Source organism: Tissierella sp., assembly GCF_031460495.1.
In the GTDB taxonomy this organism is placed as follows: domain Bacteria; phylum Bacillota; class Clostridia; order Tissierellales; family Tissierellaceae; genus JAVKTS01.
The window spans coordinates 76075-101589 of record NZ_JAVKTS010000001.1 but is presented as its reverse complement, the minus strand read 5'-3'; the positions used below and the strand labels follow the sequence as shown (position 1 = coordinate 101589).

28 protein-coding genes and 1 riboswitch are annotated in these 25515 nt (G+C 31.0%); of the genes, 7 read left to right on the top strand and 21 right to left on the bottom strand.

The window, feature by feature from the left end:
• Positions 1-10: 10 nt before the first annotated feature.
• The 4 genes from RIN63_RS00535 to RIN63_RS00520 form a co-directional block, all read right to left on the bottom strand.
• Positions 11-628, bottom strand: a complete 618-nt coding sequence (locus tag RIN63_RS00535; RefSeq protein ID WP_310442690.1) for a response regulator transcription factor — start codon at positions 626-628, stop codon at positions 11-13.
• Positions 609-2333 carry a histidine kinase gene (locus tag RIN63_RS00530; RefSeq protein ID WP_310442689.1) on the bottom strand — a complete coding sequence of 575 codons (1725 nt, stop codon included), beginning with the start codon at positions 2331-2333 and terminating at the stop codon, positions 609-611. Before RIN63_RS00530 ends, RIN63_RS00535 begins: the two co-directional genes overlap by 20 nt.
• A 143-nt stretch (positions 2334-2476) precedes the next feature.
• A riboswitch (cyclic di-GMP riboswitch) is annotated at positions 2477-2560 on the bottom strand.
• A 237-nt stretch (positions 2561-2797) separates the two neighbouring features.
• On the bottom strand, positions 2798-4900 hold the full coding sequence (locus RIN63_RS00525; RefSeq protein WP_310442688.1) for a glucosaminidase domain-containing protein: 2103 nt from the start codon (positions 4898-4900) through the stop codon (positions 2798-2800).
• A 96-nt stretch (positions 4901-4996) separates the two neighbouring features.
• A complete protein-coding gene (locus RIN63_RS00520; RefSeq protein ID WP_310442687.1) occupies positions 4997-5368 on the bottom strand; it encodes a YbaN family protein in 372 nt (123 codons plus the stop codon).
• 294 nt (positions 5369-5662) lie between these two features.
• Here RIN63_RS00520 and RIN63_RS00515 point away from each other — a divergent pair, with 294 nt between their 5' ends.
• Together RIN63_RS00515 and RIN63_RS00510 are read left to right on the top strand one after the other, a co-directional pair.
• A complete protein-coding gene (locus RIN63_RS00515; protein WP_310442686.1) occupies positions 5663-6385 on the top strand; it encodes a hypothetical protein in 723 nt (240 codons plus the stop codon).
• 43 nt (positions 6386-6428) lie between these two features.
• Positions 6429-7697, top strand: coding sequence for a polysaccharide deacetylase family protein (locus RIN63_RS00510; RefSeq protein WP_310442685.1), 1269 nt, complete (start codon positions 6429-6431; stop codon positions 7695-7697).
• 78 nt (positions 7698-7775) lie between these two features.
• Here the strand turns inward: RIN63_RS00510 and RIN63_RS00505 are convergent, their stop codons facing one another.
• Positions 7776-7919 carry a hypothetical protein gene (locus RIN63_RS00505; protein ID WP_310442684.1) on the bottom strand — a complete coding sequence of 48 codons (144 nt, stop codon included), beginning with the start codon at positions 7917-7919 and terminating at the stop codon, positions 7776-7778.
• Positions 7920-7964: 45 nt separating this feature from the next.
• On the opposite strand from RIN63_RS00505, the gene RIN63_RS00500 reads away from it, so the two are divergent.
• Both RIN63_RS00500 and RIN63_RS00495 read left to right on the top strand, forming a co-directional pair.
• Positions 7965-8369, top strand: a complete 405-nt coding sequence (locus tag RIN63_RS00500) for a hypothetical protein (protein WP_310442683.1) — start codon at positions 7965-7967, stop codon at positions 8367-8369.
• 190 nt (positions 8370-8559) lie between these two features.
• Positions 8560-9801 (top strand): S41 family peptidase, encoded by a 1242-nt coding sequence (locus RIN63_RS00495; protein WP_310442682.1) that lies wholly within the window; start codon positions 8560-8562, stop codon positions 9799-9801.
• 62 nt (positions 9802-9863) lie between these two features.
• On the opposite strand, the gene RIN63_RS00490 is transcribed toward RIN63_RS00495, so the two are convergent.
• The 8 genes from RIN63_RS00490 to RIN63_RS00455 form a co-directional block, all read right to left on the bottom strand.
• Positions 9864-11315 carry a stalk domain-containing protein gene (locus tag RIN63_RS00490; protein ID WP_310442681.1) on the bottom strand — a complete coding sequence of 484 codons (1452 nt, stop codon included), beginning with the start codon at positions 11313-11315 and terminating at the stop codon, positions 9864-9866.
• Between the two features lie 246 nt (positions 11316-11561).
• Positions 11562-13814 (bottom strand): RNA polymerase recycling motor HelD, encoded by a 2253-nt coding sequence (gene helD, locus RIN63_RS00485; protein ID WP_310442680.1) that lies wholly within the window; start codon positions 13812-13814, stop codon positions 11562-11564.
• Between the two features lie 237 nt (positions 13815-14051).
• A complete protein-coding gene (gene queF / locus RIN63_RS00480) occupies positions 14052-14549 on the bottom strand; it encodes a preQ(1) synthase (protein ID WP_310442679.1) in 498 nt (165 codons plus the stop codon).
• Positions 14550-14574: 25 nt separating this feature from the next.
• Complete coding sequence (locus tag RIN63_RS00475; RefSeq protein WP_310442678.1) at positions 14575-15072, bottom strand: QueT transporter family protein; 498 nt, start codon at positions 15070-15072, stop codon at positions 14575-14577.
• Positions 15073-15347: 275 nt separating this feature from the next.
• A complete protein-coding gene (locus tag RIN63_RS00470) occupies positions 15348-15812 on the bottom strand; it encodes a hypothetical protein (RefSeq protein ID WP_310442677.1) in 465 nt (154 codons plus the stop codon).
• Between the two features lie 3 nt (positions 15813-15815).
• Positions 15816-16679 carry an effector binding domain-containing protein gene (locus tag RIN63_RS00465; RefSeq protein ID WP_310442676.1) on the bottom strand — a complete coding sequence of 288 codons (864 nt, stop codon included), beginning with the start codon at positions 16677-16679 and terminating at the stop codon, positions 15816-15818.
• A gap of 194 nt (positions 16680-16873) precedes the next feature.
• The gene (locus RIN63_RS00460; RefSeq protein ID WP_310442675.1) at positions 16874-17224 is read right to left on the bottom strand and encodes a zinc ribbon domain-containing protein YjdM; all 351 of its coding nucleotides are present in this window, start codon (positions 17222-17224) and stop codon (positions 16874-16876) included.
• 177 nt (positions 17225-17401) lie between these two features.
• Positions 17402-17911, bottom strand: coding sequence for a DUF975 family protein (locus tag RIN63_RS00455; protein WP_310442674.1), 510 nt, complete (start codon positions 17909-17911; stop codon positions 17402-17404).
• 32 nt (positions 17912-17943) lie between these two features.
• Between RIN63_RS00455 and RIN63_RS00450 the strand changes: the two genes are divergently transcribed.
• Positions 17944-18558 carry a hypothetical protein gene (locus RIN63_RS00450; RefSeq protein WP_310442673.1) on the top strand — a complete coding sequence of 205 codons (615 nt, stop codon included), beginning with the start codon at positions 17944-17946 and terminating at the stop codon, positions 18556-18558.
• A gap of 69 nt (positions 18559-18627) precedes the next feature.
• Here the strand turns inward: RIN63_RS00450 and RIN63_RS00445 are convergent, their stop codons facing one another.
• Positions 18628-19293, bottom strand: coding sequence for an N-acetylmuramoyl-L-alanine amidase (locus tag RIN63_RS00445; RefSeq protein WP_310442672.1), 666 nt, complete (start codon positions 19291-19293; stop codon positions 18628-18630).
• A 275-nt stretch (positions 19294-19568) separates the two neighbouring features.
• Between RIN63_RS00445 and RIN63_RS00440 the strand changes: the two genes are divergently transcribed.
• Positions 19569-20468, top strand: a complete 900-nt coding sequence (locus tag RIN63_RS00440; protein ID WP_310442671.1) for an AraC family transcriptional regulator — start codon at positions 19569-19571, stop codon at positions 20466-20468.
• Positions 20469-20591: 123 nt separating this feature from the next.
• Here RIN63_RS00440 and RIN63_RS00435 read toward each other — a convergent pair whose 3' ends face one another.
• From RIN63_RS00435 to RIN63_RS00410, 6 genes are all read right to left on the bottom strand, one after another.
• The gene (locus RIN63_RS00435) at positions 20592-21020 is read right to left on the bottom strand and encodes a GyrI-like domain-containing protein (protein ID WP_310442670.1); all 429 of its coding nucleotides are present in this window, start codon (positions 21018-21020) and stop codon (positions 20592-20594) included.
• Positions 21010-21201 carry a hypothetical protein gene (locus RIN63_RS00430; protein ID WP_310442669.1) on the bottom strand — a complete coding sequence of 64 codons (192 nt, stop codon included), beginning with the start codon at positions 21199-21201 and terminating at the stop codon, positions 21010-21012. The genes RIN63_RS00435 and RIN63_RS00430 overlap by 11 nt, the downstream gene beginning before the upstream one ends.
• Positions 21202-21235: 34 nt before the next feature.
• Complete coding sequence (locus RIN63_RS00425; protein WP_310442668.1) at positions 21236-22051, bottom strand: GNAT family N-acetyltransferase; 816 nt, start codon at positions 22049-22051, stop codon at positions 21236-21238.
• A 55-nt stretch (positions 22052-22106) separates the two neighbouring features.
• Positions 22107-22730: a GyrI-like domain-containing protein gene (locus tag RIN63_RS00420; protein ID WP_310442667.1), complete on the bottom strand. Its 624-nt coding sequence runs from the start codon at positions 22728-22730 to the stop codon at positions 22107-22109.
• Positions 22731-22909: 179 nt separating this feature from the next.
• Positions 22910-23326 (bottom strand): GNAT family N-acetyltransferase, encoded by a 417-nt coding sequence (locus RIN63_RS00415; RefSeq protein ID WP_310442666.1) that lies wholly within the window; start codon positions 23324-23326, stop codon positions 22910-22912.
• Between the two features lie 95 nt (positions 23327-23421).
• Positions 23422-23772, bottom strand: a complete 351-nt coding sequence (locus tag RIN63_RS00410; protein WP_310442665.1) for a DUF2200 domain-containing protein — start codon at positions 23770-23772, stop codon at positions 23422-23424.
• Between the two features lie 238 nt (positions 23773-24010).
• On the opposite strand from RIN63_RS00410, the gene RIN63_RS00405 reads away from it, so the two are divergent.
• On the top strand, positions 24011-24775 hold the full coding sequence (locus RIN63_RS00405; RefSeq protein ID WP_310442664.1) for a MerR family transcriptional regulator: 765 nt from the start codon (positions 24011-24013) through the stop codon (positions 24773-24775).
• A 116-nt stretch (positions 24776-24891) separates the two neighbouring features.
• Here RIN63_RS00405 and RIN63_RS00400 read toward each other — a convergent pair whose 3' ends face one another.
• Positions 24892-25371 carry a spore coat protein gene (locus RIN63_RS00400; protein WP_310443329.1) on the bottom strand — a complete coding sequence of 160 codons (480 nt, stop codon included), beginning with the start codon at positions 25369-25371 and terminating at the stop codon, positions 24892-24894.
• Positions 25372-25515: the final 144 nt, after the last annotated feature.

The following is a 25515-nucleotide window of genomic DNA, read 5'->3' as shown; positions in this document are numbered from 1 at the left end:
GCCCTCCAAATTAAAAATTAGCTGTATTATTTACTAGCAATGCTACTTGTGTTCTATGGCTCAATTCTAGTTTTGATAAGATATTGCTAACATGTTTTTTTACTGTATTTTCAGATATGAAAAGCTCTTTTGCTATCTCATAGTTACTTAATCCCCTGCCCAATTCTATAAGTACATCACTTTCTCTAGGTGTTAGTTCATTAAAACCATTGGTTTCAATCGAGGCTTTAGATTGATAATTAATTACTTCTGGAGCAATAAACTGTTTACCCCTTAGTACTACATGAATTGCATATAGGATATCCTCTGCAAAAGCATCCTTTAGTATATATCCATCTACTCCTACTTCCATTGCTCTATTAAAATCTTCTTTTCTTATAGAAGAAGTAAGAATAATAAACTTTGTTGCTACTCCTTTGTTTCTAGACTTAGCAATTATTTCTAGCCCATTTCTGTTACCAAGATTTAGGTCTACTATAGCTAATGTAGGTATTTCTCTCATTATTACATTTAGGGCTTCTTCAATATTGGACGCCTCAAGAATTACATCAATGTCCTTTTCAAAGGATAAGGTAGATACTATCCCTTTTCTGACTAAGGGATGGTCATCAACTATAAGAATTTTCATAGGCTAATTCCTCCTTTTTCATTACCATTACATTATTAGGTATTCTAATGTCTATTTTAGTGCCACTCTCTATGCTACTATCAATCCTTATCTCTCCATGGAGTGATTCCGTTAATTGATATAGATTTTGCATACCTAGACCATTTTTATTAGGCTCCATAGCTTTAACTAAGTCAAATCCTGTTCCATCATCTACTATAAGTAGTAATGTATCCGATGACTTTATATTTAAATTTACTTCAATATTTTTTGCTTCCCCATGACGAACTGCATTTCCAATTCCTTCACATATGATTCTATATAATGCTTTTTTCTGCTTACATGATAATAATTCCTCACTTCCTATAATAGAAAATGGGATATTTATATTATTATATTTCTTTATATCATCTATATATTTCTTAATATCAGTAGTAAAACTATTACTTCCAGATTTTTTCCAGCTAAGACCATATATCTTGGCTCTCAACTCCTTCATTACAGTATCTGTTGTATTTCTAATTATATTTAGTTCCTCTTCCATATCTGCTGTTGTATACTTCTCAAGGTTTTTCATTAATGCAAATATTCCACATGACATGCTAAAAAGTCTTTGTAGTACGCTATCATGTAAGTCGTTTGCTATTCTATTTTGCTCTTCAGTGATTAATAATCTCTCATTTATTTCCTCTAGATACAATCTCTCAAAGGCTATAGATACCAGTTCCGATAGAAATTGAAGTTGATATATATTATTTTTATATGTAATGCTTTCTTTTTGGTTCATAGTTTCTAATCCAAATATACCAAACTTACCATAAATGGACTTCACTGTTAATAACACAAATCTAGTATCTGAAATGCAGATTTCCATTGGCTTATTACATTTCAGCATATTATCTAAATCTTTAGTAATGTTATCTTTTAAATCTTCTAATAGATCATTATCCCCTTCCCATATGATTTTATTTGAATCTTCTAATATATCATAATAGAATAGGGTCTTAGTTTTTGTGATTTTCTTTATGTGCTCAAATAATAACTTTATTAATCCTTCCTTATTTCCTTGATTGCTCAATATATTAACGGATTGATATAGTGCTGTTATATGATTCATTGAATCTATAATCCTTTCATTTGCAGATTCCAATTGCTTGTTTAGTTCTTCAAGTCTAATACTTTTTTCTTTTGTCTTTTTCACAAATATAGACCATACCTGAACAGCTACAATTATCATTATAAAGCTTAGTATAAGATTAGACTCTTCCTTTATGAACTTTAATACATTTAAGTCATAATTAACTCCAAATGAAGCCAATATACTAATAATTAATATATATGAGAAAAGATTAATCCAAAAATATCTGGCTTTTAAAAATATTGAGCTTATTAATATAGTGTTGAGAGTGTACCAAATAAATGGACTATTAATTCCACCTGATGGGATCAATAATATAGAATTTCCTACGGTCTCTATTAGTAGCAAAATCATAATATTTTTCTTTGAATCCTCATAGATTAGATAGAGATAAGATAGTATTATAGCTGATATAGTTAGACAGATTAGTATGAATATCGTCTTACCGATTAAGTGTTCAGAGTGATTCATAAAATAAAATATGGAAGTTATAAACAATGATATATATCTATAAATAAATAAAATTCGCGACTCTTCTAGCCTTTCTCCTAAGAAGGAAACCTCATTTGTTACAATATCAGATAACAATTCCATCCCTCCCCATATTATATGCATTTATCATTTATCTAATCCAATATATTCCACATTTGTAGTATATTGATAAAATATAACTAATTTCCAATAATTATTTCCATATTACAAAAATAAAAACCTAATCTATAAATATCTTATACAGATTAGGTCGGTTGCGCCAATAACTCATCATATGTCAGGCGCCCAGAATTAACATATGAATCTCAGTTTCCCTTTAGATTAATATTATATTATTTTGATTTGTTAACAATTATAACAGTTCTCCCTGTCACTATTTGTTTAATTCAGTTGTCGATATAAATTTATTTAATACTTTTATTTCCAAGTTCATTAAAGTATAGACAAATAATTGTATAATAAAACATTTAACACCATGCAAAATATGTAATTTGTTAAAATGTTTTTCAAAAAAACAAAAACCCCTAATCTCATTTTTCTTGAGATTAGGGGGTAATAGACTAAATCCCTACTCTATCGAGTTCTAGTAAATTATATCGATTAATTATATTCATAAGTTTACTAGAATATAGCGGATCTGTTGCATATCCAGCTCTTTTTACTGCCCATGTAGCTTGAGCAGGATCATGCATTACTTGCTTCACCGGTTCGTATCTTTCTCTAGTTAGGAGGAATTCCTTATGGTCTGCCCAGCTTTCACTTGGACTTTTATAGGCTCTAAAGTCTGCATCCACCCTATATGTCACTCCATTATATACTTCCCATGTATTAGATGTAACAGATCCAGCAGTTCCACTTCCCTTTATGCCAAATAGATTGTAAGATAAAACTCCTGTATATTTATCTACTGGTACACTTTGTCCCCAACCTGTCTCTAAAATAGCTTGGGCTGTTTGAAATGCTGCAGACATTCCAGTTTTCTCCCTAGCTGTCTTAGCTAGACCAGAAGCTAATCCTAAAAACTTATCCTTCTCAATAATTGGTTTAGGACCATAGGTTTCACCTAAAAATACTCTAAATGAAATTGATTCACTTAATATTTTCTTTCCTTGGTATATCCCTTCAGCTTGAATAGCTACATTCCCTATTTCATCCTTAGTAGGAGTATATTTAAATTCAATTAATGGGTCAATATTAGCTCCCAATACCTTTTTTACTCCAGTTTTAGAATTTAATAAAGTGTAATTTACGCCTTCTAATTTTACATTGCTGATTATATTTATCTTAGTTTGACCTGTGACTACTTGCTTTGGTCCAACTCCCTTTAACAATACCTTAGGAGTACCATCTATTGTAACTTGGACTGGGTTACTCTCTAAAACCTTTCCACTAGTATCCTTTACTCGAACAATTAATTCCTTTTGTCCTGAATATTCTACTCCTGGAAACCATTCATAGCTTCCATATGGTCTTTTATCAAGAGTAGTCATCACTCCTGTAACTGAATCTCTCATTAAATACTCTGTTTCATTTGCATTGAAATTCCTTGAAGCTATTAATGAAACAGGCTTGTCTATTTTATTTCCAGAAGGTATCCCTGCTAAAGATAATTTCTGATTTAAAGCTACTTGAACATTTACAGCTTCACTTGGATATGGATTAGAATTCTTATCATAGGCAATAGCCTTTATAGAATAACTACCGTTATCCTCATATTTTAAATCCCATTTATATGGTCCAAATGGATCTTGTTCTTCTGTTATAGTAGTTGTTCCTTTGCTTAAATTTGTAATCTCATACTTTACATGAGCTGCTACAAAATTTACATCAGGATTGATTTCAATATTATTGTTGATTATTTGACCTTCTGATATACCGTTTATAGCAATCTTTGGAAGCACATTAACATTAACTCCTATAGTATCTCCTGCTATGAACTTTCCATTTTTATCATAAATAGCTGCTACTAATACTTTTTTTCCATTCTCTTCTATCTTTGGTAGCCATGTATAACTTCCATTGATTTGTTCTCCTCTAGCTATTACAAAACCCTTTGCTGTACTAGGGTCCAATAAAAGAAATCTTATTTCATTTCCATCTTTTTCATATTGGCTAGATGCTAATATCCGAAGTGTTGTCTTTCCATTTACTGTTTGTCCTTCATTGTGAGATATTATATTTACATCAAAAAATGGAGTAACCTCTGATTTGAAGCTTGAGTCAACATATGCATATTTTTTTACAGGATCCCAATCAATACCCACTTCAAGGGCATTACCTACTAATCTCAAAGGAACAAAAGTAATTCCATTGATAATCTTTGGTGCCACATCAGATAATTCATAGGATTCTCCATTATTATATTCTACTAAATGACTGTCGATCCTCAAGAAAATTGATTTATTTCCTTTTGTTACCAAAACAGTTCGATTATCATTATCCCATTCTACAGTAGCCCCTAGTTCTTCTGAGATTAATCGAATCGGTACTAAAGTCCTACTATTCTCTATAACTGGACTAACCGAAGATGTCATATCTTTTCCATCTACTACAAGCCTAATGGAACTGGCAGCATATGACCTATCAACAAAGTTTCCACTGAATATAAAAACTACAGCCATTGCCAATGCAATAATCTTATAATTATTATTTGATTTTCCCATATAATTTCTCCTTTAATTGCAATTAGTATAAGTATCTATATTGTACCATAGATTACTAGGCCTTAAAATTACAATTTGTTTACAAAAATATAAAGACTAAGTTCTTTTAGTCTTTATTCTGAAAATGAAATAATAATATTTAAAGATTACCACTGATATTATAAATACTTTAATATAAATACTATCTAAAATTATTAAAGGAAATGCTAACATAAAATCTGAAAGCATCATTAAGCCTACCTTTCTCTTTAAAGTCATGGATCTGTCTTTGATAAAATCCTCTGCATAAGCTTTATATAGTTTTGTGCTCTTAAGCCATATATCAAATTTCTCAGAACCCTTTACGAAAAACATGGATGCTAATATTAGAAATGGTGTAGTTGGTAATACGGGTATGACAACTCCAATAGCGCCAATTCCAGTAAAAACTACTCCTAATGAGATAAATAATAATTTATATAGTTTCATCTGATCTCTCCTTGTGTATTTATGCTATGGTATGATTATACCCAATAATAATCATACAAAATATCAAATTAACTTTTAACCTTCTTAATTTTTCAGTATAATTATCTACTTTTGTTGACAATTCTTGACATTGACAGCTAATAAGATTAGAATTATTATAGGAGTCTTATATTATAATATGAATTCTATATTATTGTACGGTTTGTAATTTATCCATATATAGTTGACTTATTAATTAATATTATACTATTCATATAGGGGGATGAGTTTGTGAACAAGGAAAAAACAAAAAAAATGGGAGTTGGCTGGTTTAAATCTGCAAACAATGATCAGAGTCAGCAGGATAGTGCAGATCAACAGTTTGAAATTGGCAACACAATGAACGGAGAACAACCACCAAATCCAAATGAAATGGAGCAAGCTGACGCACAAAACAATAATCCATTATTTTCAAAAGAAAACCAAGACAAGGTAGTATTAGATGCTATTGTTTCTCTTGAAAACATGCTAAAAGATCGCCAACTAATACTCTATAAAAACAATGGACTTGTAGATAAGCTAGAGGTTGCTAATGAAACAATTAATCGTATTAAGCAAGATTTAATGAAAAAAGAGCAACTTTTGCAGGAGAAAATCAAAGAAATTCATGGGTTAGAAAGTAGTTTAACAAGTAAACAAATGAGCTATGATCAGCTACTTGAAGATTATAAAGAGTACCAAAATAACTCAAATGTAGAGTATGAAACAATTTCCAACCAACTAGATACGGAGATTAACAAATACAATAAACTTAATGAAGAGTCTATGAATGCTCAATACCAGAGCATGATAAAGATAAGTAATCTTGAAGAAGTCATTAGAAGTCTAGAAACAGAGAATCAACAATATGTGCAACAGTATCAAAAAATCCTTGATGAAAAATCTGAATTAATGAAAACTATCAATGATTTTACAGAAAGAATGTCTTTTTCTTTCTCAACAAGGACAAGCTCTTCTAGTTCATCTGATTCAAAATAAAGAACTACTTCAGTTAATATACAATTAAGGAAGGAGGCTTCCTATGTTAGCCTACCACGGAAAGCTACTTGAATTAAAAGGGATTGAGATTAAATCTGACAAATACTATCTCCATACTATGTTCTCTTTCGAAGAAGATATTGAATTGTTTTGCGAAATTGACGAATATACTGCAAATCAACTAACTTCTATTATTCAATTAGATAATAAATATAAATATAGATTATCATTTAATCATTCTTTCGATAAACTACAGGAGCAAAATATTGCTACATTAACTCAGACATATCTTGAATATAGTGACAAGATATCTTTTTCATGCTCGGAAAATTTTGTAGATATGCTAACTACTATAAAAAACATCCAAGATATTCATGAGTTGGACAATCTAAATTTTATATCTAGAACCTTAGAAGAAATCAATGAAGAACCTGTTGCGAAAGAAATACATACAATATCTGAAATACTTGAGAAAAGCAAAATCAAATTTACTCCTATGCTTATTATTGCCTCTAGTATAGTATTGATAATATTATTTAGTTATTTCAACCAAGGTTATATAAATAAAGCTAGAACTAATGAAGGGGTCCTTGCTCAATCTATAAATTCCGGTATTACTGTGGACTTACACGAAGAAAAGTCTATTACCGAGATTGATTTATCGGATAAAGAAGATTTATCAACTGAGGGTCCATTAATTGAGGAAATAAACAAACCTACTCCGCATTCTGTTACTCTTGATAATGATGAGATGATATACAAGGTTCCACATGGAAAGGTCGCCCTTACCTTTGATGATGGTCCTTCACAATACTCAATTGATATCATGAATGTATTAAATGAATATGAGGTAGGAGGTACATTCTTCTTTACTGGAATTAGTGCAAAGAAATATCCTGATTATATTAAGTCTATTCAATCTAAAGGCTATTCAATTGGAAGTCATTCGATGAATCATGTTGATATGAAAACCCTTTCTTATGAAAATCAGAAAAATGAAATTATACAGTCTATAGAATTACTTGAAGAAATAATAGATGATGAAGTAGTTCTTTTTAGACCTCCCTATGGATCTATAAATAAACAGGTTAAAGATTTAGTATATGGTCATGAATACAAATTAGTCCTTTGGAATAATGACCCTGAAGATTGGAAAACTCGTGATGCAGATAAGATCTTTAATTCTATTAAAAACTCAGATATATCTGGTTCTATTATCCTCCTCCATGAATCTCAAGCTGTCATTGATGCCCTACCAAGGATAATAGAATACTTGCAAGAATTGGATTTGAAAATCGTAAATTTAGAATAACGCTAATTTCATTTTTTCATAGATCTCCTTATCCTTATAAAAGGTCTTATTATAATTCAAATATTATAATAAGACCTTTTATGTTGGAGCAAATTTTCTATATTCTAGTTCTACTGCTCCAGTATTCAAAAAGAAGCATTCATGGTAAATGCTATTATAAGAGCCAATATCATCATCTTCATTAAAACCAATGAATAGAAATGTTTGCTTTGATTCTATCACCTCTTACTTTAAATTACATAATATATATTGAAGGAGGTGCATGATATGGAAGATTTTCAATTGGAAGGAATTAAAGAAGAAGATTTTATTGTAGTTAATTCACTAATACCTGTAGGCCCAGCTGAACAGCTTTTTATAGCAGGGGTTTCTGTATTTGAGATAACTGAGTTTACTCCGCCTATTCAACGAGTTACAATCTTAGGTATCAACCTGCCTAGACCAAGTATTTTTGGCCCATATGATATATATGTGGCTGTTCTTACAGCAACAGGTTCATCAGATCCTTTAGCAACATTAACTTTAATACCGACTGAAGATGAAAGAAACTGGGTTGCTACAACTTTCTTAGACTTCGGTGGCACATTGCCCAATATAAATGTCTCCGTTAGACCTGAATCATTCTCTAATCATATAGGGAATCCAATACTTGAAGGACCAGTATTTGATTAATAAAATTATGCCACCTTATTGAGGTGGTATTTTTCTGATATTATAGATAATGTGAAATTTTTTAAACATTCTATTAACATTTTACAGAATATAGTTGAAAAATCTCATGTTTTAATATACTATTAACTTTAAGTATCTATAATTATGTACAGGGGCATAGATACATCTATAAAGAAAAGGAGTGGGGACTTTGAGAAAAAAAATAGTTAGAAGGAATATCAAGATTGCAGCATCAGTAATACTATCAATAATTGTCATAGAAAGAGCTTATAACAGTAGAGCTGTATTTCAGACAAAGGCAGAAAATACATCTAATTATGGGATAATAGATGCGAGATTTTCAAACAAGGAAAAGCTGAAGGATTTCGAGTACATATATCAAACTTTAGAGGAGCAATATGCTTTCTTTGAAGTGAATAAAAGACAAGACAAGATGGATTGGTTAGATAATAAAGCTAGATATAAAAGAATTATTAGAAATACAGATAATGATACAGAATTTATTGCAGCCATAAACAACATATTAAAAGAATTAAATGATGATAATACATATATTTTAACAGGGGATATGTACAGACGATATTATAAGCATTATTATCCTGAAAGACGGGAAATTTTCCATTATGAAAGATCATTGGCTAGATATGATTTTGACTGGACTTTTGACTTGGATCCCAGTAATGACTTCATATTCCACAATGGGCCTGTTTTAGATACAGAAGTGCTAGTTGAGAATGAACTAGCATATATGAAACTTAAAGCAATGTCCCATTACCATGTAGAGGAAGACTACCCTAAGATTAAAAGCTTTTTAGAGGAAGTAAAGGACTTTGATAAGCTCATTATCGACATTAGGGGAAATAGTGGTGGCTTTGATGACTACTGGATGAATATTGTAAAATTGCTCATAAATGATGTACATAGTGCAGAGTATTATTCTTTCTTTAAAAATACTGCTAGAACAATACATGATCCTTTCAAAGTTCCAGGTATTGCTTCTGTCAGGGATTTAGATGAGAAAATCCTTGAACAATTTCCACCAGAGGTAAAAGCTGATTTCAAATATTATAAGGCTAACTCAATTGAAATAATTCCTGAGGAAAGTGTAGGTTTTAAGGGTAAGGTATATTTATTAGTAGATGAAGAGGTATCATCTGCTGCTGAGAAGTTTGCAGCCTTTGCCAAAGATACAGGCTTCGCTACATTAATTGGAGAGACCACAGGTGGAGGAATGAACTTTGCAGATATCCCAATGGATAATGCTCCCTATGGTGGATACATATTTACCTATAGTAGAGAGCTGGTCTTTAACTCTGATGCTACAATAAACAAAGAAACAAAGACTACTCCACATATTGCAGTAGAGCACCCTAGCCCTAATGAAGACCATCTAAAAGACAGTTGCATTCAAGCTGTTATGGAAGATAATTAATTCTAGTAATCTAGCCTTAGTAAAGGGAACAGTATTAAAGCTGTTCCCTTTTTATTCATTGTCTAATTATCCATTCTAATGGTTACCTTCTTTGTTGTTCCATCCCAGTCTACCTTACAGTCAAGATTTTCCGTGATGAATCTTAGAGGCAACATTGTTCTACCGCTATCTGAAATATACGGTGCCACATCACTTTCCATATATGAGCCATTAACTACTACGGTTTTCTCACCAATCCATAGTTGAATGTTTTTATTCCTTAAATATATACTAACCTTTTTTGCTGATTGATCCCATTCTACTGTTCCACCCATAGATTCAATAACTGCTCTTATAGGAAGGAAGGTTCTACCATTTTTTATGACCATTTTAGTTCCGTTGCCAGGATCTATCTCTTTCCTTTGTCCATTGACAACCATATACTTGCTTCCTACTTCCAGTACAATATTCCTATTATATAAATTAGATTTAATAGCAACCTCATTGGATAACTCTCCAAGAGTATTATCCCTATAAACAGCCCTTAAAGTATAATAATAAGTGATATTATTATCAATATTCCTATCAATATAAGATGTTCCTTCTATAGGAAAATCTGTAATAGGTATATTCGATTGCTTTCCTGAAGCAGTTCCTCTATAAAGATTATATCCTATAATGTTTTTTGTATTAGTTGGTTTCGTCCAGTATAGGCCAATACCATCTTCTTCTATTCTTGCGCTTAATGTTGTTGCTGATTTCAACAATACTGATACTTCATTAGAAGCAACTCCTAATGTTTTATCTTTATATACTACCTTTAATACATAATAATATGTTACTCCACTATTTAAGTTATTATCAGTATAAGATGTGCTCTCTATAGGGAAATCTGTCACAGGTGTAGATGATTGCTTCCCTGGAGAAGTTCCTCTATAAAGATTATATCCTATAATGTTTTTTGTATTAGCTGGTTTGGTCCATGTAAATGTAACATTCTTGTCGTTAGATACTGCTGTTAAATTACATTTATCAGAGTTAATGTCTTGAATTTTTATCAATTCAAAGGTTTCCCATTCCCCTATAGTCTCTCTATCTCCGACTACTTTTCCTCCACCACCATCTTCTGCGCAGAGATATGTCTTGTTTTGGATTCTAAAAGCTACTTTACTATCCACTTTTAATAATTGAAATATTTGTCTCTTATCTATTCTGCTACTATCTACATAAACATCTTTGCCATCATTGGAGACACTTACATATTTACCATTATTCCCCTTCAATGCGATATATCCTTTTCCAAGATCAATCATTTCAAAGGTTTCCCATTCACCTATGTTCTCCCTATCAGCTACTAATTGCCCATCGCCTCCATTTTCAGCACATAGATATAATCCATTAAATGTTTTGATGGCAACCATGTTTTTCGCATTATTTCGCCCATAAGCTGAATCTGGAAAAACAACTAGTGATGATAACAAGATTAATGCCAATACATAAGACATAACTATTCTATACTTCTCTCTTTTTTTCATTCTAACACTCTCCTTTTTTTCTAAAGATAGATAAACACTGAATCAAATACATTAAAACATAACATGTTTTTCCATTCCTGTAATATTATTAGTACTTCAATACTCATAATATTCACATTCCATAAAACTGTAACGAAATTGTGATATTTGTAATCATACTGTAACCAAAATAGCTATTGAGTTGCTTGGAATAAAATTAAAGGATATCACTTTATAAAAAGTGATATCCTTTTTTTATATTATTTATCAAATCACAATATTTTCCTCGAGAAAAGGTGTTTTCTTTCCTGAATAGTATATAGATAAAACATGAAGAGCTCTAGTGCAGGCAGTATAGAATAGCAACCTTTCCTCTTCACAGCAATAATTCTCATTTCCTGCATTATAAATAAGCACAGCATCAAATTCTAAACCTTTAGCAAGATATGCTGGTATTAACAAGGTATCATTAACATATTCATCATCATCCTTCATTATGGCCTTAATTTGAACTTTATCTTTTAGAAAACTATACACCTCATCTGCTTCCCTCATAGTTCTTGTTATTATTCCAATAGATTTATATCCTCTCTCTTTGTATATGTTTATATCCTGAAGAAGTCTTTCTTTTATAGCTGCTTCATTTGGGAGTTCAATGACCAAAGGCTTATCTCCACTTCTCTGTATACCTTCATCAATGAATTCATCATTAAGTAGCTTTCTAGAAAACTCGGTAATTTCTTTTGTAGATCTGTAGCTCTTGCTTAGATTTATTACACAAGTATTATTTTGAGAGAATATATTAATGATATTTTTATAATCACCTACATTCATAAATGGATTAATGGATTGGTTTAAATCCCCTAGTATAGTCATATTTGCAGATTCAAATAGTTGATAAAATATTTCATACTGAAGTGGTGTATAGTCCTGAGCCTCATCAATAATTACATATTTAATTTCAGAGGTTTTTGAAATATCTCCTAGCACAATTTTTAAATATAAAATTATAATTTGATCCTCATAATTAAGATTTTGAGCCTCTAGGTTTTCTAAAGAATGACTTTTTATTTTCTTTATTATCTCCTCATTGTATGGAATGTTTAAGCGTCTATGAAAAAGCTCTAATTTCTCAAAAAGCTCTTTATAAATATTCACTAGATTAAATTCTGTCATTATATTGATTTCATGGTATAACGCCTTCATTTCTTCCTTTACAATAACCATACTATCCTGAAATATTTCTATTTTATCTATATAAGAGCCTTTCTTCTCCAATTCAGCAACAACTTCATCTATCCTCTCTTTTTTATATGGATCTAAAAGAAACAATACTCTTTCCTTTATCTTTCTCAACCTCTTTCTTAGAGGAAGTCTAATATACTCTTTAAAAAACAGTTCTTGCAAATCTTTAGATGTAACTATTAGCTGGTCTCTAAAAAAGACATCCTTGAAATCTCTATCCTTTTCTTCAACAAAGGTGACATAATATTTTAAAATATTTACAAATTCCATAGTAGATTTATATCTTATATTATTAATTCTATTTTCATAGCCTGCTTGATTTTTTGAAGTGAGAATATACTCCATCATTTCACAGTAATCTTCCTTTAAAAAATCTCTACCTAAGGCCTTATGCATATACTCCTTAAATGTTGTCTGATACATATTATCTTCTCCAAGTTCTGGTAGTACATTAGAGATATACTCATTGAAAATTTCATTAGGTGAAAATATTACTATATTCTCAGGTGTTATTTTTTCTCTATGTTTATATAGGAGATATGCTATTCTATGCAGGGCAACAGAGGTTTTTCCACTTCCTGCAGGGCCTTGGACAATCAGAGTCTTATATTCTTCATTACGGATTACTTTATTCTGTTCTCTTTGAATTGTTGTTACTATGGCTTTCATCTTACTATCGGTACTTTTACTCAAAATATCTTGAAGCATTTCATCATCTATCTTAAGATTACTATCAAACATGTATTGAATTTCCCCATTATTAATCTTATACTGTCTTTTTAGCAAAAGTTTCCCTTCTATAACTCCTTCAGGACATTCGTAATTAGCATCCCCCATTTCACAATCATAAAACATGCTAGAAATCGGTGCTCTCCAATCATATATTAGGAAATCAAGCTTATCATTAATGAGGTTTGAAACACCAATATAACATTTCTCGGCTTCTAGCTCTCCATTTTCAAGAAAATCCATCCTTGCAAAATAAGGTGATACAAGCATTTTCTCATATTTGTCTTGAAGTTTTCTTGTTGACTCATGGCTTATTTTTTGCATTTTCATAAAACTGATATATTGCATAAAGTCTGCAACCTGATCTAGTCCATTTGCTATAGAGACTGATCCTATTTCATCCCACAGCTCCTTTTGTGTTCTAATAGCTTCATCTTTAATTTTTTCTTTAAAATTTATGTTTTTATCAAGCTGTTTCCTAGTCTCTTTAAGCACTTCTTGCAACCATTCATCTTCAAGTTTCCAGATAAAATCATCTTTCTTCACGATATTCCTCCTTAAAATAGATAATTTTTTAAGATATATTAAAAATATTTACAAAACCTATTGACATTGCCTTTTTAAAGTTATATAATATAATTGGAGATATATATTGTTCTGTAATGAAAATGGCAATATAGATTTATATTACCACTTTAACTTTGTCATGTCAATAAAAAAGACATTTGTCGTAAACAAATGTCTTTTTCTTATTTAAGTGATTATTAATTAAACATATAAAAATTATCTATTATCTATATTTTCTGGATTCATATCATGAAAGAACATTCTCTTTTCAGCTACATCCTTCCACTTCGTTCCTTCTTTTCCATAATTACAATATGGGTCAATGGAAATCCCACCCCTTGGAGTGAACTTTCCCCAAACTTCAATATACTTTGGATCTAAAATCTTTATTAAATCCTTCATTATAATATTCATACAGTCTTCATGGAAATCACCATGATTTCTAAAACTAAATAAATAAAGCTTTAAAGACTTGCTCTCTACCATAAGTCTTTCTGGAACATAAGATATATATATTGTTGCAAAATCAGGTTGTCCTGTCATTGGGCAAAGACTTGTAAACTCTGGACAATTAAATTTTACAAAATAATCATTCCCTTTATGTTTGTTCTCAAATGTTTCCAAAACAGATGGATCATAATCATAATTATACTTTGTTCCCTGATTTCCCAATAATGTTACTCCTTCTAATTCCTTTTCATTTCTCCCAAACATATTAAATTCTCCATTTCTAATAAATTTATATTCTATTTCTTAATTGTTTAACAAGAATAACTCCTACTATTCCTGGAATAATTTGTCCAATACATAAGCTAGTTGCCAATACTTTATAAGGTATGTTCAATATTACTGAAAGCCATATAGGAACTATTAATCCAGGTCCGAAAATTATTGGAATAGCTACAAGCCAATCATTCAACTTAAATTTTTTCACCAAACAAATTGCTCCAGCTGTAACAATGCCTACTATGAATCCTCCTAATATATCAAAAATCCCTAATCCTCCCATAAGTATATTGCTTAGCATATTTCCTACAGCCAGAGGGATAGTTAAAAAGGGGTAGATAGCACTTAATGCATAGAATGATGTTGCTATTCTTATCTGATATTGTCCAAAAGCAAATCCTTGAGTTATATACATTAATATAACATAGAGCCCTACTGTGACTCCTGATATTGCAAGCTTCCTTGTGGTTGACATAGTTTCTTCACCTAATGCTGTCCTTCTAATATTCATTTTCTCTCTCCTTAATTTAGGTAAATTCTAAATAAGAAAAGTTCTTTTATCCCATAAACAATAGGCTAAGAAATGCTATAATGTTTTACACAACAAAAAAAGGCACAAGGTGCCTTATAAAAAACAAAATATTTTTTATCTATAGACCCTTAGTTTTGTTTATAGACAGGATGGTTACGAACTGTCTTATTTAGTTATAGTTTCTTAATATAGTATAATGCTTGTCAGTGGGCATGTCAAATACAGCACCATATATTTAGTCCATATATTATTACCTAAAATTTTGATTTATCATAATTGTATGGAATGCTTGTACCAACTACAACATCATCAATTTTTTCGATAATCAGCCAATCATCCATATTTCCTTGGTGGTCAAAATCCAAAGCGGGAACTTCCTGAACATTTTCAAACTCAACTAGACACAAGCATTTTTTATGCCAACGATCTTTTTGCTTGTCAGATAAATTTAACTTAGATTGATTTTCTCCTAAAACTTTTAAAATTTCTTCTTCTGATAATTTAACATGGTTTTCTACATTCTTTACAATCCCTTTAGCAGTAATCTTAGCAGTTCCTTTTTCCATAAAATAAAGAGTTTCTCCCACAAATACTCTGCTATGGGGTATTTTTCTACCTGCTGCTCCTCGGACAATCATCGTTTTTGTTCCTGCCAAAATCTTTTCAAGAACTTTCTCACCCTTTTTCCCTATGTTATCGCAATAAACTAAATGTACCATTCCTTATTCCTCCTCAGTAATTGGTATCCATATTTGACTTAAATAGTCTTTATCATAAGAATTGCCTACACTATACCATTCCAACTCTGGACAAGAGGCGTGTTTAAATGGATATTTTATTAGCCATTCTTCATTAAGATATTTCCATCCATTTTGAATTGACTGAGGAACAGCACCTTTGCAATGAAAAACAGCCCATGTAGTTTCTGGAATAATGATTTCCTGAAATTCTTCTGATATCTCAAGGTTTGAATTTACCATAATTGAATATTCAATTTCATTAGCTATTTCATCATAGTTTCCAAACAAACCAAACATTCCATTAGGAGTACTTGTATCCATAGAAATCAATTTAGAAAAAACACCATTTCTTTGACATTCATTCCAAAATTCAGGTATCTTTATGTAATGTAGTCCATCTTCACATGAAACTTTAATGCTCTTCCCAATTAAACGCAATGATGATTTGTATTCGATCTTCCATGAATATCTCTGCTTTTTTGAAACTTGCATTTTAGGAAAAACTTGTAATTCAACTGTTTTATTTCGTGCTTCTTTTGGAGGAACACCATGAAATTGTTGAAATGCCTTCGTAAATGATGTAGGAGAATCATACCCATATTTATAGCTTAGATCAACTACTTTAATATCAGTACTCTTTAGATCATATCCTGCTAAAGTCAATTTCCTAAATCGGATATATTCAGCAAAGCTTATTCCGTTCATATATGAAAATACTTTTTGGAAAAAATTATAGGAACAACCTGCAATTTCAATGATTTCCTCAATGACAATCGGTTCTTCTTTTCTTTGTAAATGATTCTCCACATAATCAATAATTTTTTGTAGTTTTTCATTCCACTCCATATTACTATTCCTTTCCCTAGAGATATTTATATCTTATCATTTACCAAATTTAATTTCATCTCATTTTATGTACTAGGTGGATAGTAGCTTTAATTTATCAATTCAATATAACTTCATATGCAAAATATATACTTAGATCTATTAATATCCCTCTTAATTGCTTATTTAGATTAGGTTTTATTGTGACCTATAAATTATAACTTCTTAACAAATTCAGATTTTAGTTTCATAGCTCCGAAACCGTCAATTTTACAATCAATATCATGACCATCACTGGATCCATGTATGAGTTTTATATTCTTCACCTTTGTACCCAATTTTATTGCTGATGAGCTTCCTTTTACTTTTAGATCTTTAATAACGGTTACAGAGTCTCCATCATTTAAAATGTTTCCATTTGCATCTTTTATAATATTTTCTTCACCACTATTTTCATCTTCCATTTTAGAAGTCCATTCGTGGGCACATTCTGGGCAAATAAAAAGACTTCCATCTTCATAAGTATACTCTGAGTTACATTTTGGACAATTTGGTAGATTAGACATAATCTTTTCCTCCCCTTCTTATTATCAATTTTGATATATTTATTTTATCTTGCTTCATTATTTTAAAGCATGTACGCCTATAGTATCATAATCCGACTAGAATCACAAATTTAGCTCCTTGCAAAAAAATAGGATGCTAAAATACTATAGCATCCCCTTTTTATAATTTTATTATTTTTATTCAAGTACTATATCATTATCTATACTTTCATTATCCGTATCATCGTTTCCAGATAAAGTATTATATAACCTTGCCCATGTAGCCTCTTTATAGGGATTTGCAAATATGCCTCCTATTCCAAATAAAAGCGAACCTAACATATACCAACCTATGAAGGATAGGTCTAGTACAAACATATCCATTTTATGCCCTTCTGTCATATTTCTACTTCTAGTTATTGCTTCATTTGATGGTAGATTAGGTTCTTCTGATAAGATATATGGAACCATACTATATTCATAGTATTTTATTATTCCTGGTATTATTAATAATAAAAACCATAGTAAATTATAAAGACCTCTTAAAAACTGTGTTCTAACGATTCCAAAGTATTCCCTTGAATTAAAAGTTGAAAATAAATTTCCTATACTAACATCATCTTTAAATCCTCTAAGAAAAAACCTAGTTTTGCCTACCTCTATTGCATAACCTACGGTTATTAAAAGGACTACAAAAATCAAAACCATAATTGGGATCACTCCCCTAGCTAAAAAGAATAGTGGTAATTGATGAATGCCAACATTATTATCCTATTCATTTTGAGATATTAAAGCCATTATTTTCAAAAGCCAGATATACCATATTGGGAGATATCAATCAAACTATTGAAAAAAGGGAAGATATTTCTTTTTATAGAGATATACAAAACATCTTGCAAAAAGAGAAATCTATCATAATATCTATGAATAAAAGCTTTCGATGTACAAATGAGATTATATCCTTTAGTTCACAATTTATTGATGAGGATTATATAATAGAAAACTTTAATAGGAAGGGAGAAGTTCCTAAGGTTCTTGGGGTTGAAAATGAAGATATCCTTGAAAACACCATTGCTGACGAAGTAATGGAATACAAAAATCAAGGCTATAACTCAATAGGAATCCTATGTAAAAGTGGAAAAAAAGCAAAATTTTTGTATGAAAGACTAAATAACAAGATAGAACTTAAATTAATTGATGAAAATAGCCAAGACGGAATAGATGGAGTATTTATTATTCCAATTTACATGGCTAAAGGCATGGAGTTCGATGGTGTAGATGATGAATATGTATCTAGCTTTCAAAATATTGGAGATCTGGCCTTATACATTGAAGAAGTATTAGATAGCTATTAACTTGTCTTGAACCCTCCCCCACTTAGAGCAAAGCTCTTGAAGTGAGGGGTTCTTTTTAATGTAAATTTATTAATAGTTAAAATATTTGTCCAACCCGTCTACTATTCCATCTACTATCTTATCTTGATATTCATCAGTCAATAATAAGTTTGCCTCATTAGTATTTGATAAAAAGCCACATTCCACTATTATGGCAGGCATATTAGTTTGGTTAAGTACTAATAAATCTTCCCTCGCTACTATACCTTTGTTGTCTACTCCAGTATTTAATAGCATCTTTTCTAATACATTTTGGGCTAATATTTCATTTTGTGGATCATCAATATTGCTTTCCCTATAAGGATAATACAATACTTGAATTCCATTGGTAGAATTACTGTTTTCTAAAGAATTACAGTGAATACTAAGAAATATCCTAGCTGCTTTTTTATTTGCTAGATTTGCCCTTTCTTTATTATCAACATACTCATCTGTGTCTCTAGTTAAAATCACCTTATATCCTATTAACCTTAATCTTTCATATAATTTTTTAGATATATCTAGGTTTATATCCTTTTCATATCTCTCATTTATACTAACTGCTCCAGAATCTATTCCACCATGTCCAGGATCTATAACAATTACCTTGTTTCTTCCAAAAATACCCCCTATGAAAAAAGTTCCATTAAATACTTGTAAAAGTAAAAATACTATGATAACAAATAAAAAAGCAGCTCTTATCCTTCTAAATATCATCTGATGTCCCCCGTTCACTACCATTTTCTAAATTTCTTACCTCTACAAAATTATATAAAAACATACAATTTTATTCCTGTTTTATTATGCTTTGACTTGTCCCAATTGATTTATGTTAATTATATCATTATCAACAATGTTTTTTACTTATTTATATTAATATTTAAATGCCATAGACTATTCTCTATCTCAGCAAAGTAGGATAAGGAATTCATCCATAAATATGTTAACATATTATTACCGTACGGAAATTAATTCTTTAAAGGAGGGGTGCTTTGGACTATATAGATTTAATCCAAAATACCATAGATTATATTGACGATAATATTGGTGAAAAGATAACAGTTGATAAACTAGCAGAAATTGCAGGTTTCTCTACTTATCACTATTATAGGGTATTCCATAGCTTTGTCAGGATTCCCGTTATGGAGTATGTAACAAGGAGAAAACTTCAATATGCTCTTTCTGAACTTAGTGGTAATAATAAAATATTTGATATTGCTTTAGATTTGGGATTTGAAACCCATGCTGGATTTACAAAAGCTTTCAAAAAATGTTTTGGATATACACCAAGCTTTTACAGACTGCACGCGCCAATAGGTTTCCCACAAAAAGTAGATTTAAAGAAAATTAAAACAAATAAAATTGGAGGTATCATAATGCAACCTAAAATAATAAATAGAGATTCTTTTAGGATAGTAGGATATGAGTTTAAAACTACCCTGAGAAATAATGCTCACTCTAGGGATATTCCTGCCTTTTGGGATCAATGTAATATAGAAGGCAAGGAAGCACATTTATATAGGACACAAAGCTCTCCTAGACACGGAGAGTACGGAATTTGTATAAATACTAGTATGGAAACCGATGAATTTTCTTATATACTAGGCATAGAAGTTACTAATTTTGATCAAGCAACTGATGAAATGTGGACACTTGAAGTACCAACAGCAACCTATGCTGTTTTTACCACTCCAACTGTAGCTTCAAATGATGATAGCTTTGTAAGTTCAATCAAAGGAACTTGGAAGTATATATTTGAAGAATGGTTTCCAAACTCTGGCTATGAAATTGATGACTCTAAGCTAGATTTTGAATTCTACGATGAGCGTTGTCACCCTTGGGAATATGAAAAAATCTGTATGGATATTTATATTCCAATAAAAAAGAGATAAATCAACCTACAGTGGAATTTTCTATTTAAATTCCACTGTAGGTTGATTTTAAAATTTTATTCCAAAAGCCGTAGTTATTTATTCCTTATGGCAATTTTTATGTTTAAAGACTACAAGATGTTATTATTTAGTAATGGGAATCCATATTTCACAAGCATAATCGTCAGAGCTTGTGTCACTTGGAGGATAGACCTCAATTTCATAATTAGCCGCTCGTTTATATTCACATGTTGGAAACCATTCAATTGTTATTCTTGCCCACATTGCATCAATTGGATGCTCTTTACCGCTTAAGCTACCTCTTACGGTAAATATTACCCATTTATTCTCTGGAATAGTATAAGTCTGCAAGTCAGTTAAATCATTTGTATTTGTATCTGCTTCTGCACCAATTGCAAGTAAAGCTTCTCCAGTCTCCAGTGTTTTTGTGAAACCCATCTGCCACATCGGTGCGTGATAAAGCTCACTAATTTTCTCATTGAGACCACCGTTTAAAAACTCTTCCCAAGTATCCCAAACTTCACCCGCAGCTTCTTTCCAATCATTTTCCATAGTATTTTGCTGATTGTCTCTTGATATACTTAACCACTCCAACTAGATTTATACTTTCTTTTTCTTCAATACGATATTCCATCTCAACATCTCCTTTAATTGAAATATGAAAAGTGATGCGTGGATAGGCTTTAAGTTTTACTCCCAAGGTACGCGCCGCCTTAGGAGTTACACCATGCATTCCAGAATATAAAAAATATATAATCCATTATAATTTAATCCTCAATTTTTCTTGAATACATTTCTGCCCATGCAGGAAAAAAGCCAGCACTTATAGCAATATTCTTAGAGATTATATGAGATACTGCTGTTCCATAAAAAGGTATCTTTCCACGGTTTAAGAGTTCCTGTTTTATTAATGCAACTAGATTTATACCAATACCTCTTCCGTTATATTCAGGTAGGACATTAATACCAATTTGATATAAAGTTTTACTGTCTGCACTAGCCCCTGCCATCCCCATTATAATATCACCATCAAAAGCGGCAACTCCTAAAACATCTGGATAATTGTCATTAAACATAAAAGCTTCATCAAACCTGTCGTCTCCTTGAAATTGTAATATATCTTCCATTTCAAACCATTTTATTTTAGTAATTGGCTTTGTTTCACAATTAACAGAATTAGGTAGATAGAAGTGAGGCATCTGATCAATCTCATGGCCAAATTCTCTTAATTTATTATCTATTGCCCTAAGTTTATCATAGTCAAACAACCAACAGGCATCTCGTTTTAAAATCTTTTCCTCAATCCAAGGTCTTATTTTATCATCAGCACAGATTATTGCCCTGCCACCTATAGTAATTATCTTTAGGAAGCAACCATCACTTTCATAGATTCGCCTGCCATCTAAAAGCTTATTTTCAGTAATTGTATTTCCATCCTTTTCAAAGTCTAGTAGTTGACAATTATAATCAAGAGCAAATTGTTGTTTCGCTATATTAAGTATTTCAGTTTTTGTATACATCTTTTCCACTTCCAATCTTGAAGTATCATTTCCATAGTAATTATATTTATATAAATAAAACATTGGACAATCTATATCATTGTCTTACATCCTCCAGTTAATTTACTTCTTTTTGTCTTTATTTTCTGCTGACCATATACCTTAAAACTGTTTTCAGTTTTTCAGGTTCAACTTTTCTTGCATCTGAAAGATAAATCTCTCTATGTCTTAGTGTTTTTATTTCAAGATTATTTTCTTCTATGAAATCTTTCATTTTTTGAAAACTTTGTGGCTCATTATCGTAAGAACCCATATGGAGAATCTGAACAGATAAACCATCTTCAATAGTATTAAATGATACTTCATCTAGTAATGGATTAGGTTTCTTTTTTCTTGTGCTTTCAAATGCTCTATCTACTACTTCTTTTGTTACAAAATCAGGTTGCCTAATCATAATAGTATATAATAATTCATCTTTATCTAGTGTGTCTAGTTTTCTTCCCTCTTCCGTTAAATCCCATAGCCCTTCTAATGGATATACTGTATATTCAAAATAACCTTCTGGGGTATATCCCTGCTTGGGCATCATTCTGATAGCATAAGCCAATGAATATAGGACTTCTATTCTTTTTAAAAAATCTTCACTATTTGGATCTCCTTTTCCCTCTATCATAAAAAATTTTTGTTCCGGAATAGACACAAGTTCCGGCTTTTGCTTTGGTATGTATAATTTCTTTTCATCTTTTCTCCACTCATGTTTCATTTGTATCACCCCTATTCCAAATTTTTCTATTATCCTTTATATAATATATTGTAACATAAACTACTAATCTAAAATAACTAATTTGATTTTATCCTTATCCTAGACTAGATGAAAAAGAGAACCTTTATTATATAAAGATTCTCCTTCTTTTCCATTTATGAATTACTTATGTTAGATTGCTAAAAAGAATATTTAACAAATGCAACACCATTGTATTCACCAGTTTCTACCATGCCATTTTTTTGATAGAAGCTTATTGTTTTTTCCGTATTATCTGTCATTAAAACAATTTGGCGAATTGTTTTATATTCTTCTAAAATTAGCTTTAACAAATGACTTCCAATGCCTTTCCCTTGATAACTCTCCAAGACTAATATATCTTGTATATAAATAATTGTATAACCGTCACCTACTACACGAATCAAACCAACTAATTTATCATCATCCCATGCAGTTAATAGCTTTAGTGAATTGCTGGCGGCATTGTATAGTCTTGTTTTATCCTTAGTATAGGCAAGCCATTCAACATCATTGTACAAATCCATTAATTGATCAATTTCAGGTATTACATCCTTCTTTATTATTACTTTATCCATATTTATCCTCCTCAAATTATAATCTCAATTTTGAAGAAGAATTCTTAATCTACCCACTTCATTCACTCCTTTAAAAATATTACCTAGAAATATTATTATTTTCGCAAAATCTTATCCATGACTTTTCCCTTTGCTAATTCATCTATCAGTTTATCCAAATAACGAATTTCCTGCATAGTTGCTTCTTCTATATCTTCCACTCTTACACCGCAGACCACACCCTTAATCAAAGCCCGTGAAGGATTCAGTTGGGGAGCTTCTGCAAAGAAAGTCTCAAAGTCTGTCTGTTTTTCTAGATGCACTTCTAGCTCTTCCTGGCTATATCCTGTCAACCACCGGATAATTTCATCAACTTCTACTTTCATTCGGCCTTTTTTCTCGGCTTTAGCAATATAATGGGGATAGACACTTGCGAAACTCATTGTATAGATTTTATGTTTAGTCATGATTATCCTCCCTTATATGATTTTCTTTATTGTATCACGAAACATAGGCATGTTCAAAGAAAAGATTCCTTTGTTCTTTATTTTCATATTATAGCAAACAAGAGGACTTTTCTCCAAACAATAATAAGCTTCTAACATTCTAAAACATAGACTGAATCAAAATAAAAAAACTAGTATAAAACTGTTGACATTGACGCAGCGTAAAGGTATATAGTATCTTTATAGGGAGGTGAATGATATGGAATATACAGTGCAGAAACTAGCTAACTTAGCAGGCATTAGTAGTAGAACACTAAGATATTATGATGAAATAGAAATTCTTAAACCTGCAAAAATTAATTCCTCTGGCTATCGAATTTATGGCAAGAAAGAAGTTGATAAATTGCAGCAAATATTATTCTATCGGGAGCTAGGTATGGATTTAGACAGCATAAAAACTATAATAACATCAAGTTCTTTTAATGAAATAACTGCACTTATGGAACATCGAAAGAAACTCCTTGCTGAGAAAGAGAAAATAAATATATTAATTGCCAATATAGATAATACTTTGGCTTCTAAAGAAGGGAGAATTATAATGAGTGATAAAGAGAAATTTGAAGGCTTTAAGCAAACAATGATTGACGATAATGAGGAGAAATATGGAAAAGAAGCTAGGGAAAGATACGGAGATGAAGTAGTAGAAAAATCAAATAAAAAGTTTAAAAATATGACCGAGGATCAGTATGAAGAACTACAAAAACTTAGCTCCAGTGTAATTGACACATTAAAATTGGCATTTGATACTAAAGATCCAGCTGGAGAAATAGCTCAAAAAGCTGCAGACTTACATCGCCAATGGTTAAGCTATTATTGGGATTCCTATAGCAGAGAAGCACATGCAAATCTTACTCAAATGTATGTTGATGATGAAAGATTCAAAGCATATTATGATAAGGAACAAGCTGGATTGGCAGAGTTCTTAAGAGATGCCATTGCTATCTATGCTAATAGTGAAGATTAATATTTTGCTGCTGCAGATTTTGCAGTAGCTTTGTTTTTATACCAAACAAGAGGACATTTTAAAGGCCAACAGCAATAAACTGTAGGCCTTCAAAAACTAACTATATGAAGTAATACTTATTTTACATTGTACATGCCATGGCTTTGCATGTAATTAAAAATTTCTTCTCCATGCTTTTGCTCTTCTTTTTGAATGTGGTTAAGTGCGTCTCGTAATTTGGTATCTCTACACTCAAATATAGCTGTATCATATGCACCAGATACAAATTTTTCTGTCATAAGTAAGTCACTACATAGTGCAGCATCATTACTGTTAACCATGCCAACATTTCCTTGTGCTTGCATATTGTTTTGCTTATTTTGCTGGTTTTGCTGTTGACCTTGTTGGTTCATATTTGGAACAGTTCCAGATAAAATTTGATTAATTGTATCGTAATGATGTTGTTCTTGTTGTGCATGGGTTGTAAATAACTGCTTTAATGCTGGGTCTTGTGTCTGATTAGCATAGTTAGTGTACTTTTGAATACATATCTCTTCATGGCTTTTTTGGTCTTCTAGTAACATTCTTTCTTTTTGTGATAGATTTATAGTTGTCATTGTCAACACCTCCTACAGGTAGAATTCCAATTTTAACTAATATTATTCAAGTATTTTAGCTTTCTTCAAGTAAAATTCTTAAAAATATGATGAAGATTAATATTTTAGCTACTGCAGATTTTGCAGTAGCCCTTACACAAGATT

What these genes read in the sequence shown, in the direction of transcription:
- RIN63_RS00535 (WP_310442690.1), bottom strand. Translation starts at nt 628, where the DNA reads ATGAAAATTCTTATAGTTGATGACCATCCCTTAGTCAGAAAAGGGATA.
- RIN63_RS00525 (WP_310442688.1), bottom strand. Translation starts at nt 4,900, where the DNA reads ATGGGAAAATCAAATAATAATTATAAGATTATTGCATTGGCAATGGCT.
- RIN63_RS00520 (WP_310442687.1), bottom strand. Translation starts at nt 5,368, where the DNA reads ATGAAACTATATAAATTATTATTTATCTCATTAGGAGTAGTTTTTACT.
- RIN63_RS00515 (WP_310442686.1), top strand. Translation starts at nt 5,663, where the DNA reads ATGGGAGTTGGCTGGTTTAAATCTGCAAACAATGATCAGAGTCAGCAG.
- RIN63_RS00510 (WP_310442685.1), top strand. Translation starts at nt 6,429, where the DNA reads ATGTTAGCCTACCACGGAAAGCTACTTGAATTAAAAGGGATTGAGATT.
- RIN63_RS00500 (WP_310442683.1), top strand. Translation starts at nt 7,965, where the DNA reads ATGGAAGATTTTCAATTGGAAGGAATTAAAGAAGAAGATTTTATTGTA.
- RIN63_RS00490 (WP_310442681.1), bottom strand. Translation starts at nt 11,315, where the DNA reads ATGAAAAAAAGAGAGAAGTATAGAATAGTTATGTCTTATGTATTGGCA.
- queF (WP_310442679.1), bottom strand. Translation starts at nt 14,549, where the DNA reads ATGTTTGGGAGAAATGAAAAGGAATTAGAAGGAGTAACATTATTGGGA.
- RIN63_RS00475 (WP_310442678.1), bottom strand. Translation starts at nt 15,072, where the DNA reads ATGAATATTAGAAGGACAGCATTAGGTGAAGAAACTATGTCAACCACA.
- RIN63_RS00470 (WP_310442677.1), bottom strand. Translation starts at nt 15,812, where the DNA reads ATGGTACATTTAGTTTATTGCGATAACATAGGGAAAAAGGGTGAGAAA.
- RIN63_RS00465 (WP_310442676.1), bottom strand. Translation starts at nt 16,679, where the DNA reads ATGGAGTGGAATGAAAAACTACAAAAAATTATTGATTATGTGGAGAAT.
- RIN63_RS00460 (WP_310442675.1), bottom strand. Translation starts at nt 17,224, where the DNA reads ATGTCTAATCTACCAAATTGTCCAAAATGTAACTCAGAGTATACTTAT.
- RIN63_RS00455 (WP_310442674.1), bottom strand. Translation starts at nt 17,911, where the DNA reads ATGGTTTTGATTTTTGTAGTCCTTTTAATAACCGTAGGTTATGCAATA.
- RIN63_RS00445 (WP_310442672.1), bottom strand. Translation starts at nt 19,293, where the DNA reads ATGATATTTAGAAGGATAAGAGCTGCTTTTTTATTTGTTATCATAGTA.
- RIN63_RS00435 (WP_310442670.1), bottom strand. Translation starts at nt 21,020, where the DNA reads ATGGAAAATGATTGGAAAGAAGCTGCGGGTGAAGTTTGGGATACTTGG.
- RIN63_RS00430 (WP_310442669.1), bottom strand. Translation starts at nt 21,201, where the DNA reads ATGCATGGTGTAACTCCTAAGGCGGCGCGTACCTTGGGAGTAAAACTT.
- RIN63_RS00425 (WP_310442668.1), bottom strand. Translation starts at nt 22,051, where the DNA reads ATGTTTTATTTATATAAATATAATTACTATGGAAATGATACTTCAAGA.
- RIN63_RS00420 (WP_310442667.1), bottom strand. Translation starts at nt 22,730, where the DNA reads ATGAAACATGAGTGGAGAAAAGATGAAAAGAAATTATACATACCAAAG.
- RIN63_RS00415 (WP_310442666.1), bottom strand. Translation starts at nt 23,326, where the DNA reads ATGGATAAAGTAATAATAAAGAAGGATGTAATACCTGAAATTGATCAA.
- RIN63_RS00410 (WP_310442665.1), bottom strand. Translation starts at nt 23,772, where the DNA reads ATGACTAAACATAAAATCTATACAATGAGTTTCGCAAGTGTCTATCCC.
- RIN63_RS00405 (WP_310442664.1), top strand. Translation starts at nt 24,011, where the DNA reads ATGGAATATACAGTGCAGAAACTAGCTAACTTAGCAGGCATTAGTAGT.
- RIN63_RS00400 (WP_310443329.1), bottom strand. Translation starts at nt 25,371, where the DNA reads ATGACAACTATAAATCTATCACAAAAAGAAAGAATGTTACTAGAAGAC.